This is a genomic window from Luteolibacter rhizosphaerae (assembly GCF_025950095.1).
Classification (GTDB): Bacteria; Verrucomicrobiota; Verrucomicrobiia; order Verrucomicrobiales; family Akkermansiaceae; genus Haloferula; species Haloferula rhizosphaerae.
This window is the reverse complement of record NZ_JAPDDR010000014.1, coordinates 62,879-75,856: the sequence shown is the minus strand read 5'-3', so window position 1 is coordinate 75,856 and position 12,978 is coordinate 62,879. Positions and strand designations below refer to the sequence as shown.

Sequence of the window (12,978 nt, the reverse complement as noted above, 5' to 3'; positions counted from 1 at the left end):
TTAGGCGATTTTCCTCGCGCGAGGGCTTGGGTCCGCAGTCAACTTTGCTTTGTCTCCTCCACGTTTCTCCGCACTTTCATGACTCCCCGTTCCTTTATCATTCCCGGGCTGGCCTTTGCTGCATCCATGCTGCCGCTGCAGGCGGTGGCGCAGGTCGGTCCGGCAGCGCAGTTGGTGGCGGATCTGAACCGCACGCCGGCCGGTCACGATGCCCAGATCCAATGGGTGATGCCGGTGCAGGGCGGGGTGGTCTTCGCGATGAAGACGATCGCGCAGGGTCATGAGCTGTGGTTCAGCGATGGCACGACGGGTGGCACACGGCTGCTGATGGACATCGAGCCGGGGCAGGGCAATTCCTACCCGATGCGGCCGGTGCAGGTGGGAGAGAAGGTGGCCTTCGTGACGGAGGATGCGAGCCAGATGGAGAAGCTGTGGATCACGGATGGCACGGCGGCAGGCACGGTGATGCTGCTGGATACGGCGGCGCTTTCGCCGGAGGGTGGGACCGGGGAGATCCAGATGCAGGGCGGTATGGCGGGCGGGGTATTCTTCCGCGTGCGCTATGAGAATCCCGGGGTGTCCTATGCGCTGTGGTTCAGCAATGGCACGGTGGCGGGCACGCAGGCGCTGAGCCCGCTGGTCCCGGGGCTGGAGTCCGGTGCCTATTCGTTCCGGGAGAGGGACGGGCAGATGTATTTCGGGGTAGAGGGGGATCGCATCTTCTGCAGCGATGGCACGGCGGCTGGTACGACGAGCATCGTAGATGCGGGCGCGCTGACAGATGGCGGCTCTCTGATCTCCTTCGAGATGACGGATTCGCGCTTCTACCTGCGGGTCGGCCGGAGCTACCAGGGGGATAGCGTGGAGGAGCTGTGGACTTGCACGCGGCAGGGCACGGATGCGGTGCGGATCGGCTCGGGCATCTGGTGGGAGGTGGATGAGATGAAGGCATGGGAGCAGGGGCTCACCTTCGTGGTGGTGACAGAGAGTCTGTCACGCCAGTTCTGGCACACGGATGGCACGCCGGCGGGCACGCACCAGCTGCCGATGATGCACAAGAAGGTGCAATTCACCCCGGGCGAGCTGGTAGAGATGGACAGGTTCCTGTACTTTGGCGGTTACTCGGAGCGCTCCCACATGCTGTGGCGCACGGACGGCACGCCGGAGGGCACGCGACCGGTGACGGGCCCGCGGATCCGCACGGTGGGCGGTCCGGTCCATCTGCAGGTGGCGGGTAGCTATCTGTACTACCAGCAGCAGGGGGCGGACACGCGCTGGGAGATGTGGCGCAGCGACGGCACGGCGCGGGGGACGAAGCGGGTGAGCCGGATGAAGGACTACCATGCCTTCGGCGGGAGCGGTCCGCTCTACGCGACCTGGCAGGATCGCTTCTTCTTCGCCGCCGGACGCGGCACGCCGGAGAATGCGCTGTGGATCACGAAACCGAAGGGCGTGGGTGCGCTGCCGCTGACGACGCCGGAGCCGGGCGGGAACATGGGCGCTTTCGATAGCGGCTGGAAGGGTTCCTACGAAGCGGTGAACGGGTCGATTCTGGCCTTCGCCTACAGCGAGGGCTACTCCAGCCCGAAGCTGTGGCGCGTGAGCGAGGACGGAAGTCCGCGGGTGATCTGGAAGCCGAGGGGCCTGCTGGCGAGCACGGGCGGGAATTACTTCGCGGCCAAGCTGGGGGAGAAGGCGCTCTTCACGACGCCCTCGCTGAACCTGGCTCCGGCGGAGGTCTGGATCACGGATGGCACGGCCAAGGGGACGAAGCGCTTGGTACGACATACGCAGTACCAAGAGCTGTCCGACTTCACCGTGGCGGGTGACTTGCTTTACTACCGCGTGAACGATTTGACCGATCCGCTTAAGTCCGGGCTGTGGCGCACGGATGGCACGGCGGCGGGCACGGCGCAGGTGGTGGCCTGGGACTTTACCCGACCGCAGGCGCGGCCGGGTGAGCTGGTGGCTTTCAATGGCATGCTTTACTTCATGTCCGGCATGGCTTCCGGCAGCCTGGCGCTGTGGCGCAGCGATGGCACGGAGGAAGGCACGGAGCGGGTGAAGCAGTTCCCGCAGGCGAGCACATCCACGAACACCCGGCGGAGCTTGGCGGTGATCGGGGATCAACTGGCCTTCTCGGTGGGCGGGATCTATTACGAGCAGCTGTGGCGGAGCGATGGCACGGAGGCTGGCACGGTGAGCTACGGGAATCCCTACGTGACTTTCCTGGCCGGGAATGTGTCGCTCTCGGTGGATCTAGACGGCCTGCAGCTTTTCGCGGCGATGGGGAGCTTCGGCGCGCCATTTCAGTGGTATCGCAGCGATGGCACGCCGCAGGGGGTGCAGCCGCTGATTCCGGACCTGAGCCGGTATCATACCGATTCGCCGGGCGATACGGCCGTGACGGGCGGCTTGATGTTCTATCGCGGAGCCAAGGATGAAGGCTGGGGTTCGGTGGGTTCGGATCTGGAGCTGTGGGTGGCGAATGGCAGCGTGGGGGGATCGCGCCAGGTGAAGGACATCCGGCCCGGGTCGAGGTCCTCGAGTCCCGCGAACTTCATTGCGGTGGGGAATGTGGTTTACTTCACGGCGGAGACCGATGAACACGGTCGCGAGCTGTGGAAGAGCGATGGCACGGAAGCGGGTACGGTGCTGGTGTGGGATCTCCTGCCGGGGCCGGAGGGCAGCGCGCCGCAGGAGCTGAAGCTGTTGGGGGATAAGCTCTACTTCACGGCGACGAGCCTGGCGACGGGTAGGGAGTTGTTCTCGGTGGCGGTGGAGTGATCGGGGGCTTTGGGTGTAGCGGAAGGACGAGAGTCCTTCCGCTTGTATGTTCTTCCCGTGTACCGCTGAACGCACTTTCGTTGCAGGCAGCACAAAGGAAATGGATCTCCCGGGACTAGCCCCCTGAGGACCCTTCCCTGATACGCGCCGGCGGCGAATTGGTCGATTCGCTAGCCCGCGAGAAAAGCCGGGACAAACACCACGGTCACCGGCTCATCCGCCAGTTGGCCAAGACCCGGATTGAACGCTTGGAAAAGGACATCGCGGCGATCGACGCGGCTGCAACCGAAGTGATCGCGGGCGTATACCTGAACTCGATCATGGCGGATTTCCTCAAGAAACAGATTGCCGTTTCACACTGTTACACCCGTCCCGCCTCCCCGCCGCATACGCCTCGAAGACCCTTCGGATCTCGTCCCGCACGCGCCGGAAGACCGCCATCTGTTCCTCCTCCGTCCCCTCCGCATGCGCCGGATCATCGAAGCCCCAGTGATGCCGGTTCACCTGCCCCGGAAACATCGGGCAGGCCTGGTCCGCATTCCCGCACACCGTGATCACCGTCTCCACCTCCAGGCTCAGGAATTCATCCAGATGCTTCGAGCGATGCGCGGAGATATCGATCCCGATCTCCGCCAGCGCACGGATCGCCAGCGGGTGCACATAGCCCGCAGGCTTCGAGCCCGCGCTGCGCACATCGAGCACATCACCGGCGGCGGCACGCAGGATACCCTCCGCCATGTGGCTGCGGCAGGAGTTCCCGGTGCACAGGATCAGAACAAGAGGAGGTGTCTTCATCATGATTGAGTCGAAATCTTCCCGCAGCAGCCCGGCGCACGCATCAGCGCGCACAGCGGCACCGCCAGCAGCGCCCCCGCCGTCGTCGCCACCAGATAGATCCACAGCCCTGCCAGGTGCCCGCTGACCAGCGCCGGCCCCAGCGAACGCGCCGGATTCATCGAGGCCCCGGAGACCGGCCCGCCGAACATCGCCTCCAGTCCCACCGTCGCCGCGATCGCCAGGCTCGCCGCCGTGCCCTTCTCCTCGGCCTCCGCGGACACGCGCAGGATCACCAGCATCAGCAGCGCGCTCATCGCCAGCTCCAGCACGAAGCTCTGCTGCACGCTCCCCGCAGGCAGCGTTGCCCCCAGCGTGAGGGAGGCCGGGAAAAGGAACTTCACCAGCAGGCTCGCCGCGATCGCCCCGGCACACTGCGCCAGAATGTAGCCGCCCGTCTCCCGCCAGGGGAAACGACCCGCCACCGCGAAGCCCAGGGTCACCGCCGGATTCATATGCGCCCCGCTCACGCTGCCGAAGCAGTGGATCATCGCCAGCACGATCAGGCCGAAGACCGCCGCCACCCCGGCATGACCGATCACGCCGCCGCTCATCTGATTCACCACGATCGCCCCCGTGCCCGCGAAGACGAGCGCGAAGGTCGCGAGGAACTCTGCCAGCAGCTTCTTCATCGTCCGTCTAACAGCATCCCGATGGCCCGCAGCACGGGTTCTTCCCGATCGCCGGCAAGCGCCCGATCGCGGGCAGCCCGCAGAGCTCCGGGGCCAGACATTCCGTGTGCTTGTGCGCCAGCTCCAGCACCACCGCATCCGCCTGCACCTCGTGACCGGAGATGGTGTACTGGGAGATCACCGCATCCTCATACTCCACCTCCACCGGCACCGTCTCGTCCGGCAGATAGGTCCGCGCCTTCTCCAGGATCGCAGCCATCTTGCCGGTCTCGATCCGGTGCTCGTAGTCCGGCCCGATCCACACCTGCAGCTGGCAGGTGATCGACTCCCGCAGCGTGCCGCCGCAGTCCAGGAAGGTCTTGTGCACGCGGCCCACCTCCGTCACGTGGAAGCACTGCGGCACCGCGGAGCCATCCGGCAGCTGGATGCGGAAGTGCAGGCCGGAATGCTCGCTCAGCAGGGACTTCAATTCGGAAAGGGTCATCGCGCGATCGGTTTGTTAGAGTTTCGTTTCATCGCCAGCCGCTTCGGGCCCGGGCAGCAACTGCCCTCCCGCCGCGCCAGCCGTTCCCGCGTCCGCTCCTCGTCGGCCGCCCATTCCGGATACTCGCCGGAAGCGCTGCTTTCCAGCATCGCCAGCAATTTCAGCAGCGGCCGCTGCACGCGGAAGTAGGTCCACTTCTCGCACTTCTCGGACTCCAGCAGCCCCGCCCGGCGGATCACCTGCACGTGGCTGGATACCGAGGACTGCGGCATCCCCAGGATGTCCGCCAGCTCGCACACGCACAGCGCATCCCGCGAGACCAGGCGCACGATCCTCCAGCGGATCGGATCGCCCAGTGCTCGGCAGATTTCAACGGGATTCATCGTGACGGGGAACCTCGTAACGTAATTCACCGTTACGTCAAGCCGGAGATTCCCGCTTCCGAAAGATCCACCACCTCAGTCCTCTTCCCTAGAAGAGAACCCGAGCTTCATCCCTAGGTAGAACATCCCGGAGATCCCGGCCAGGCAGATCAGCGCGCCGTAGCAGTCCCGCAGCAGGCTCAGGAAGTTCTCATGCTTCCCCGGCAGCACCACCGAGCGACCGATGAACAAGGCCCCGCCCAGCAGCGCGAGCGCGAAGGAGATCACGAAGAGCACGAGGGCTTTCTTCGGAGCGCGGGGGCGGTCTTTCGGCGTCTTGTCATCCATCAGGGGGGGGGGAGAAATACGGCGGCACACTGCACCAGAAGCCCCGCGGCGTCAATGCCCCCGCCCGGGTGGAAGCGCTCACTTCGGCCACATCACGCCCAGATAGATCAGATAACTGAGGAAGAGGATCCCGCCCTCCACGCGGTTCAGCGAACGCCCGGTGAAGAGGAAGGGCAGCATCAGGGTAGTGATGACCGCCAGCGCCACCAGATCGAAGATCTGCAGCCCGGAGGTGCTCACCGGTGCCACCACCGCGGCACCGCCCAGCACGAAGAAGAGATTGAACAGCGAGGAGCCCAGCACGTTCCCCAGCGCGATGTCCGATTGTCCGCGCAGGGCCGCCACCATGGAGGTCGCCAGCTCCGGCATGGACGTGCCCGCCGCGATGATCGTGAGCCCGATCACCGTATCCGATAGCCCGGCGATCTTCGCCACCACCACCGCATTCTCCACCAGGATGCGGGAGGAGAAGGCCAGCACCGCCAGCCCGGCCACGATCTTCAGCAGATCCAGCACCACGCTGGGGCGGCGGCGGATCTCCGGCACATCCACATGCGCCTCATGCCCCAGCCGCTCGTCCCGCCGTGCCAGCCGGATTGCCCACCAAGTGTAGAGCAGCGCCGCCAGCACGAGGCAGGCCCCCTCGAAGGAGGACACCACCCCGTCCAGGAAGGTCAGCGGCACCAGCAGCGTGGCCAGCACCACCAGCGGCGCATCCCACTTCAGCACCTGCAGGTTCGTCTTGATCGGCAGCACCAGCGCGGACAGCCCCAGGATCACCGCGATATTGAAGATGTTCGAGCCCACCACATTCCCGATCGCGATATCGGGATTCCCCGCGAAAGCCGCCTTCAGCGACACCAGCAGCTCGGGTGTGGAAGTGCCGTAGGCCACCACCGTGAGTCCCACCACCAGCGGCGTGAGCCCGAGCTTCAGCGCCAAGGAGGAGCCCCCTCGCACCAGCAGCTCGGCCCCTAGGAAGAGGAAGGCGCAGCTCGCGAGAATCAGGAGGATGGGCAGCAGCATGGACAGATGCTGGACGCGCCCCCTATCCGCGGGCCAGTCCGAACGACGCGACCGATTGGAATAGCCGACCTGTCGCCTTCACCTATCTTCTCGCCACATGGAACTGCTCGTGCTCGCCGTCATCCTGGCGTTCGTGATCCCGATCCTGCGCCGCGCCCGGACCGCCCGCGGCATGGCGGAGGTGCAGGAGTGGGCCGACCGGCAGGGGCTCCGCATCGTCGAAATCACCCGCCCCTTCTGGCGTGGCGGTCCCGACCTGCTTCACCGCAAGGGAGACATCGTCTTCAAGCTACGGCTCGCCGCACCCGGGGGCGAGGCCCGGCCGGCATGGGCCCGCTGGCGCCCCTTCAATTACCGGAGCGGCGAAGCCCGGGTGAGCGTGGCCTTCGCCTGAGTTCCTTTGGCACTCTCCCTACGACACAAGAAATACTTCCTACGCGCGCCGACCCTGATAGGAACTTTTCCTACATGACCAAGCGCATCCGTCTGAAGGACGTGGCCGAGCGGGCCGGGGTGGCGGTGAATACCGCCTCCACCATCCTGAACCGCCGCCCGAATTCCTGGGCATCCAAGGAGACGGAGGCCCGCGTCTTCCAAGCCGCGAAGGAGCTTGGCTATCGCCCCTCGAAGACTGCCCGCGCTCTGCGCTCCGGCCGCTACCACACCATCGGCCTGCTGATCCAGGATCTCACGAATCCTTTCTTCTCTACCCTAGCCGACGAGCTGGAAGCCGCCGTGGAAGAGCGCGGCTACAATCTCCTGGTCGAGAACTGCCGCTCCTCGCTGGTGCGGGAGAAGCAACTCTTCGCCGACCTCGGCGACCTGGAGGTGGACGGCAGCGTGCTCTGGCTTTCCGACAACGAAGTCTTCCGCCCCGAGCTGGCGGAGATGGCGCAGGCGAATCACCCGCTGGTCGCACTCGGCAATGGCATCCCGGAGAAGCAGCTCCCGGTGGATGCCGTGCTCTCGGACTTCACCCAAGGACTCGCCGAGGCGGTCGATGCCCTCTGCGGGCTCGGCCACAAGCGCTTCGCCTTCCTCAGCGCGCTGGCGGAGGGTCAGGCCGATGGCAGCCGCCCGCGGCTCTTCCAGGAAATGCTCGCCGCCCGTGGCATCGCCGCCGCGAATATCGATATCCTGCGCACCGGCCACACCGTGGAGAGCGCCTGCGAGACCTTCGCCGGCTTCCTGCGCAAGCGCCCGGACAAGCGCCCCACCGCGCTGCTCGCCATGAATGACCTGGCCGCGATCGGAGCCATGCGCGCCGCGATCGAGGCCGGCATGCAGATTCCCGCGGACCTCTCGGTCGTGGGCGTGGATGACGTGCCGCTCTGCTCCTACCTGCCCGTCACGCTCACCTCCATCCGCCAACGCTACAAGGCGATCACCCGCACCGCCGCGGACCTCCTGATCTCGCGGATCGAGTCTGCCGGGGAGATCGCCCCGCGGCAGGAAGTCTTCGCCACCGTCTACACCCCGCGCCAGAGCACCGGCCCGGCCAAGGTCGCAGCACCCTGATCGCAGGGAGCGAATCCCCCTATCGTATTCCGGTACTCCCCCTATCTTGAGAGCCCGCCGCGCGGGGCTATCCTCGGCAGTGATGATTGTCACATGCCCGACCTACGAGGTTGCTTACGGCAGCACGGATTACCTGGAACTGGTGCGTCTGAGGGACTTGCACCTGCGCCAGCCGATCGGTCTGCGGCTGCACCCGGCCGACCGGGTGGGCGAGGACAGTCACCGGCACTTCGCGATCAAAGAGGGCGACCAGATCGCCGGCGGACTGATCGCGGTGCGCCTGAGCCCGGACTCGGCGAAGCTCCGACAGATGTGGGTGCTTCCCGAGCTCCGCGGCCAAGGCCACGGCCGGAACCTGCTGGAGACGGTCGAGCAACTCCTCGTGCTGCACGGCGTCAGCCACTTCCTCCTTCACGCCCGTCAGAACGTCATCGGCTTCTACGAGAAGTGCGGCTACTCGGCCGTCGGCGGCATCATCACCGAAGTCGGGCGCCCGCACCAGCGCATGGACAAGTTCGTCTGACGCAGACCCATCATCCAAGCATCTTTCCGGCCGGGGGAGCACCCGAAGAAAAACCCCGGAGCCCGATCAGGGCGATTCCTCCCGGCCGGGACCTCCCCCGGGGATCATTCTCCAAGCGAAGGGCGGCATCGGAACTCCCCGCCACCTCTCGAGCCCCGGAAGGGGCGGACGATATTAGCCGGTGGCGTGAGCCACCGGAAACAATCGGAGCGTGTCCAGAGTCCCGGCAGGGACGACACGGAGACGACTGAAAGGGTTAGGTCGCGGATTGCCGGTGATTCATTTCCCACAACACCCTGCACCCGCCGTCTCCGGCCAGTAGGGCTTGTCCGCATCGGCGAATACATTCGTCTCGTACTGATCGTGGTAGCGCACCCACGCCATCGAGAAATCCAGTTCATCCTCGTCCCGCCCCTTCGGCACGAGGTCCAGCACGCGATAGGTCCCCACCAGCGTCTCCACCCCGCGGCCATACGCGGAGTAGGTGTGATAGATGTCCCCCTTCGCATCCCGGTAAAAGACACTCACCCCCGGCCCCTCCGTACTCGGAAACTCCTGCAGCTCGTAATTGTAATCCACCTTCCCGCTCGCCGCCTCCTCCTTGCGGAAGGACACGTGGTAGTCCGCGTTGAAGTCGCTGCCGTTCGACGACACCCAATTGAACTTCCACCCCATCCGGTCCTTGAAGCCCGCGATCTTCGCCATCGGCGCGCGCGATACCGCCACGAAGGAGACATCCCGCGCCGCCAGATGCGGCAGCCGGCCATCCGTGTGATCGGACACGTACGAGCAACTCGGGCAGCCCTCCTGCCAATCCGGACCGAACATGAAATGATACATCACCAGCTGGCTGCGCCCGGCGAAAAGACTCTCCAGCGAGACCTTCCCCGTCGGCGTATCGAAGAGGTAGATCTTCTCCACCTTCACCCAGGGCAGCGCCCGGCGCTCCGCCGCCAGCCGGTCGAGCAGGCGCGTCGCCTCCTTCTCCTTCGCGAGCAATTGCTTGCGCGCCTCCAGCCAATCCTCCCGGGATACGACAGCGTGATTCGATAGGTTCGTGCTCATGGTAACTGGTGATGATGTCACCAGAACGACGAACGCGCATCCGGATTCAGGACACGTGATGAGGAAATTTCTCCATCGTAGCGGAAGGACTCTCGTCCTTCCGGCTGCTCGCATCTCCGCCATAAATCGCCATGTGCTTCTCCCTCGCGGACTTCCCCAGCCGGAAGGACGAGAGTCCTTCCGCTACAAAACATCCCCTCACTCCAGCTCCACCGAATACAACTCACGGCCCGTCTCATTCCGGTAAGCCGTGAAGTAGAGCCGCCCATTCATCACCCGCAGCCCGAAGGGCTCGGACCCCAGCGGGCCCGGCTCCACGTCCGCCGCCAGCACCGTGCCCTCCTCCGTGCCGTCGCTCTTCCACAGCTCTCGACCGTGCTCGTCCGTCTCCGCCGTGAAGTAAACCACATCCCCCACCCGCAGCAGCTCGGTCGGCGGTGAGGACAGCGGCCCCGGACGAATGTCCTTCACCCGATAGGTCCCCGCCGCCGTGCCATCGCTCGACCACAGCTCGCTCTCGAACTCGCCCGAGCGCTCCTGCCGCCCCGGATAAATCATCCTCCCGCCCAGCACCACCACATGCCCCTCCGGCGCGGCATACTGGTAGGCATGCTGGCCGCTGCTCCCCGGCAGCATGGGATAGGTGCCCTCCGTCGTCCCATCGCTGCGATACCAGCGCAGCGCCGCCGTGATCGCGGGCGGCGCCGCCTGGAAAACCTGCACGCCGCCCAGATCCACCGCGGGCCCGATCGATCCCGCCCGGAAGCCGCCCTCCGGATTCGGCCAGCTATAGGTGCCAGCCGCCGTGCCATCGCTGCGCCATAGCGATGGCTGCCCGCCCGCATTCAGCGTGAAGCACAGCTCATCCCCCACCGTGCCGAGATGCGACGCGAAGCCGCCCAGCACGCCCACCCAACTCTCCCGCAGCTTCACCGTGCCCGCCGCGCTGCCATCGCTGCGCCACAGCGAGACCGTGGCCGGGCCATCGTTCCCCATCAGGTGCAGCACACCCTGATAGTCCACCAGCTCGCCCCACATCGGCGACGGTCCGCTGCCATCCGCGGCCATCACCTGCCGCGTCCCCCCCGGCGTGCCATCCGTCCGCCACAGCGAGGACTTCGTCCGGTCGAATTGATGGATCAGCGCATAGTAGAGCACGCCGCCGGAGTGCGTGAAATCCGTGAGGTAATGGTACGACGCATGCCGTACTAACAGGCGCGTGCCACGGCGGCTGCCATCGCTGGCCCACAGCTCGCCGGGACGATCATCCACCGGCTGCGCGCTGAAGATCGCCTGCCCGTTCGTGCTCGTCTCGAAGTTGAAGCCGAAGGGCCCGCTCACCCTCGCACCCGGTGCCCATACCGCACGCGCCCCGCCATCCGCGCCCAGCCGCCACAGTTCCGCCACCGATTGCCCCGGGCCATTCACGAATGCCAGCACCCCGCCCCCCAGCTCCAGATAGGAACCGCGCTCCACCGTGAAGGCGGAGCCCGTGCTCTTCTCCGGCCGGCTCAGCCGCTGCACCCCCCGACCGCTCGGTCGCGTCCTCCACAGCGCGTTCTCCCCCAGCCCGCGGCTGGCCGCATAGTAAAACGAGCCGCCGGAGGCCGCCACCAGCGGACCGGTCGAGAGAGCCGCCGCACGGTCTAACAGACTGGCCACCTTCTCCGTCCCTCGCGCCCCGCCATCCGTGCGCCACAGCTCCGAGATCCCGTCCGCCCCCTCCACCTGGAAGTAGAGGTGAGCCCCCGCACCCATCAGGTGCGCGGGGTTCGAACTCGCGGTTCCGGGCCGCACATCCTTCACCAGCCGCGTGCCCGCCGCCGTGCTATCCGTGCGCCACAGCTCCACCCCCGTGCCCGCATTCGGATGAGAAAGCGGCAGCTCCTCGTGATAGGCCGTGAAGTACATCGCGCCCCGCCACGACGTGAGCCCGCCCTGCGGGAAATAGCGCAGCCCGCCGCGACGGCTCAGCTCCAGCACCCCCGTCCCTCCCGCCGTGCCATCGCTGTACCATAGCGTGCGGGTGGAGTCCGGATTCCACGCGATCCATGCCACCTCATCCCCGATCGTCTCGATCTCGCCGACATGCGTCCAGAATCCCGAGCCCAGCCGCTCGGCCCCATCGCCATCCATCCCGCAGCCCCAGAGCTCGATCCGCCCGCCCGCCTGCTGCACCGTGAAGTAGATCCGCCTCTCCGCCACCCGCAGTTCCAGTGGCACACCGCCCGTCACGGTCCGCACATTCAGCAGCAGCACCGTGCCCTCCGCCCGGCCATCGCTGCGCCACAGCTCCTCGTCATCCGCCAGGAAGCAGGCATACGCCCGATTGCTATGGAACTCCGTGATCCTCCCGATGCGGTCCTCATTGCGGTCCAGCAACTGCGTGCCCGCCTGCGTCCCATCGCTGAACCACACCTCGCCCGAACGCTTCGGCACCTCCCGCGCCACATAGTAGAAGAGCCCGCGACCCGTCCCGGTCAGCAGGCCGATCTGGCCGCTGCCGCCCTCCGCCGCGGTATCGAAGATCATGCGCGTGCCCGCCTCCGTGCCATCGCTCAGCCACAGCTGCTCCTCATTCGCCGGGAAGAGCGTGCGGAAGCCCACCCGGTTCCCCGCGCGCACCGGCTGCCCGGGATACGAGCCCAGCTTCCCCGGCAGGATGTCCGCCAGCAGGCGCGTCCCCTGCGGCGTGCCATCGCTGGTCCACAGCTCCGAGCCCTGCGCCATGCTCTTCATCTGGAAGACCACCCCGTGCTCCACCGGCATCACCCACTCGATCTCCGCGGAGAAGCTCCCCGGCGTGCGGTTCAAGTCCTTCACCAGCTCCGCCTCCCCCCGCAGCACCGGCATGCCGAGAGCGAGGAACAAGCAAACGCGCGACAGCAGGGAAACGGGCTTCATCGGGATACGGGTATCAGCCCCTCTCCAGAAGCACCGCCAGACCTCCCGCGCGAGGAAAATCGGGTGAACACCCCGCCCCCCGCAGCGATTTCACACGAAGCCCCCGCCACCTTCACCCAATCGAGATGAACAAGGGAGCCACCCCGGACATCCGCCACCAAGGGTACGTAGTCCCGCCTTCAGGCCAATGCCGTTAAGGACTGGGGAGGCCCGTTTGCTACGGATTATACGGATTCAAAGGATTGGACGGATTCAAAGACAGGATCAGAAGGATTTTTGAACGGGCATCTCTTCACATAAACCCAACACAGCTTCATCCGTTGAATCCGTTGAATCCGTTGAATCCGTTGAATCCGTTGAATCCGTACAATCCGTACAATCCGTACAATCCGTACAATCCGTACAATCCGTACAATCCGTACAATCCGTACAATCCGTACAATCCGTACAATCCGTACAATCCGTACAATCCGTACAATCCGTACAATCCGTACA

General features: G+C 65.7%; 12 protein-coding genes. 4 read left to right on the top strand and 8 right to left on the bottom strand.

Going from position 1 to position 12,978, the window contains the following annotated elements:
- The first annotated feature begins 78 nt into the window (after window positions 1-78).
- Window positions 79-2,787: an ELWxxDGT repeat protein gene (locus OJ996_RS22305; protein WP_264515912.1), complete on the top strand. Its 2,709-nt coding sequence runs from the start codon at window positions 79-81 to the stop codon at window positions 2,785-2,787.
- 333 nt (window positions 2,788-3,120) lie between these two features.
- On the opposite strand, the gene OJ996_RS22300 is transcribed toward OJ996_RS22305, so the two are convergent.
- The 6 genes from OJ996_RS22300 to OJ996_RS22275 all read right to left on the bottom strand — a co-directional run bounded on the left by OJ996_RS22300 (window position 3,121) and on the right by OJ996_RS22275 (window position 6,473).
- Complete coding sequence (locus OJ996_RS22300) at window positions 3,121-3,582, bottom strand: arsenate reductase ArsC (RefSeq protein ID WP_264515911.1); 462 nt, start codon at window positions 3,580-3,582, stop codon at window positions 3,121-3,123.
- Window positions 3,582-4,253, bottom strand: a complete 672-nt coding sequence (locus OJ996_RS22295) for an MIP/aquaporin family protein (protein WP_264515910.1) — start codon at window positions 4,251-4,253, stop codon at window positions 3,582-3,584. Before OJ996_RS22295 ends, OJ996_RS22300 begins: the two co-directional genes overlap by 1 nt.
- Window positions 4,254-4,260: 7 nt before the next feature.
- The gene (locus tag OJ996_RS22290) at window positions 4,261-4,737 is read right to left on the bottom strand and encodes a DUF6428 family protein (RefSeq protein ID WP_264515909.1); all 477 of its coding nucleotides are present in this window, start codon (window positions 4,735-4,737) and stop codon (window positions 4,261-4,263) included.
- Entirely contained in the window at window positions 4,734-5,120 is a 387-nt protein-coding gene (locus tag OJ996_RS22285) for an ArsR/SmtB family transcription factor (RefSeq protein ID WP_264515908.1), read from the bottom strand. Before OJ996_RS22285 ends, OJ996_RS22290 begins: the two co-directional genes overlap by 4 nt.
- A 75-nt stretch (window positions 5,121-5,195) precedes the next feature.
- Window positions 5,196-5,447: a hypothetical protein gene (locus OJ996_RS22280; RefSeq protein ID WP_264515907.1), complete on the bottom strand. Its 252-nt coding sequence runs from the start codon at window positions 5,445-5,447 to the stop codon at window positions 5,196-5,198.
- Between the two features lie 78 nt (window positions 5,448-5,525).
- A complete protein-coding gene (locus tag OJ996_RS22275) occupies window positions 5,526-6,473 on the bottom strand; it encodes a calcium/sodium antiporter (protein ID WP_264515906.1) in 948 nt (315 codons plus the stop codon).
- Window positions 6,474-6,570: 97 nt separating this feature from the next.
- Here OJ996_RS22275 and OJ996_RS22270 point away from each other — a divergent pair, with 97 nt between their 5' ends.
- The 3 genes from OJ996_RS22270 (at window position 6,571) to OJ996_RS22260 (ending at window position 8,514) form a co-directional block, all read left to right on the top strand.
- Window positions 6,571-6,867 carry a hypothetical protein gene (locus tag OJ996_RS22270; protein WP_264515905.1) on the top strand — a complete coding sequence of 99 codons (297 nt, stop codon included), beginning with the start codon at window positions 6,571-6,573 and terminating at the stop codon, window positions 6,865-6,867.
- Between the two features lie 74 nt (window positions 6,868-6,941).
- On the top strand, window positions 6,942-7,991 hold the full coding sequence (locus OJ996_RS22265; RefSeq protein WP_264515904.1) for a LacI family DNA-binding transcriptional regulator: 1,050 nt from the start codon (window positions 6,942-6,944) through the stop codon (window positions 7,989-7,991).
- 82 nt (window positions 7,992-8,073) lie between these two features.
- Window positions 8,074-8,514: a GNAT family N-acetyltransferase gene (locus OJ996_RS22260; RefSeq protein ID WP_264515903.1), complete on the top strand. Its 441-nt coding sequence runs from the start codon at window positions 8,074-8,076 to the stop codon at window positions 8,512-8,514.
- A gap of 279 nt (window positions 8,515-8,793) precedes the next feature.
- Here OJ996_RS22260 and OJ996_RS22255 read toward each other — a convergent pair whose 3' ends face one another.
- Both OJ996_RS22255 and OJ996_RS22250 read right to left on the bottom strand, forming a co-directional pair.
- Entirely contained in the window at window positions 8,794-9,579 is a 786-nt protein-coding gene (locus OJ996_RS22255; RefSeq protein WP_264515902.1) for a DUF899 domain-containing protein, read from the bottom strand.
- A 198-nt stretch (window positions 9,580-9,777) separates the two neighbouring features.
- Complete coding sequence (locus OJ996_RS22250) at window positions 9,778-12,483, bottom strand: ELWxxDGT repeat protein (RefSeq protein ID WP_264515901.1); 2,706 nt, start codon at window positions 12,481-12,483, stop codon at window positions 9,778-9,780.
- Window positions 12,484-12,978: the final 495 nt, after the last annotated feature.

Excerpts from the sequence above, each read along its gene's own strand:
- OJ996_RS22305 (WP_264515912.1), top strand. The coding sequence starts at position 79 with ATGACTCCCCGTTCCTTTATCATTCCCGGGCTGGCCTTTGCTGCATCC.
- OJ996_RS22300 (WP_264515911.1), bottom strand. The coding sequence starts at position 3,582 with ATGAAGACACCTCCTCTTGTTCTGATCCTGTGCACCGGGAACTCCTGC.
- OJ996_RS22295 (WP_264515910.1), bottom strand. The coding sequence starts at position 4,253 with ATGAAGAAGCTGCTGGCAGAGTTCCTCGCGACCTTCGCGCTCGTCTTC.
- OJ996_RS22290 (WP_264515909.1), bottom strand. The coding sequence starts at position 4,737 with ATGACCCTTTCCGAATTGAAGTCCCTGCTGAGCGAGCATTCCGGCCTG.
- OJ996_RS22285 (WP_264515908.1), bottom strand. The coding sequence starts at position 5,120 with ATGAATCCCGTTGAAATCTGCCGAGCACTGGGCGATCCGATCCGCTGG.
- OJ996_RS22280 (WP_264515907.1), bottom strand. The coding sequence starts at position 5,447 with ATGGATGACAAGACGCCGAAAGACCGCCCCCGCGCTCCGAAGAAAGCC.
- OJ996_RS22275 (WP_264515906.1), bottom strand. The coding sequence starts at position 6,473 with ATGCTGCTGCCCATCCTCCTGATTCTCGCGAGCTGCGCCTTCCTCTTC.
- OJ996_RS22270 (WP_264515905.1), top strand. The coding sequence starts at position 6,571 with ATGGAACTGCTCGTGCTCGCCGTCATCCTGGCGTTCGTGATCCCGATC.
- OJ996_RS22265 (WP_264515904.1), top strand. The coding sequence starts at position 6,942 with ATGACCAAGCGCATCCGTCTGAAGGACGTGGCCGAGCGGGCCGGGGTG.
- OJ996_RS22260 (WP_264515903.1), top strand. The coding sequence starts at position 8,074 with ATGATTGTCACATGCCCGACCTACGAGGTTGCTTACGGCAGCACGGAT.
- OJ996_RS22255 (WP_264515902.1), bottom strand. The coding sequence starts at position 9,579 with ATGAGCACGAACCTATCGAATCACGCTGTCGTATCCCGGGAGGATTGG.
- OJ996_RS22250 (WP_264515901.1), bottom strand. The coding sequence starts at position 12,483 with ATGAAGCCCGTTTCCCTGCTGTCGCGCGTTTGCTTGTTCCTCGCTCTC.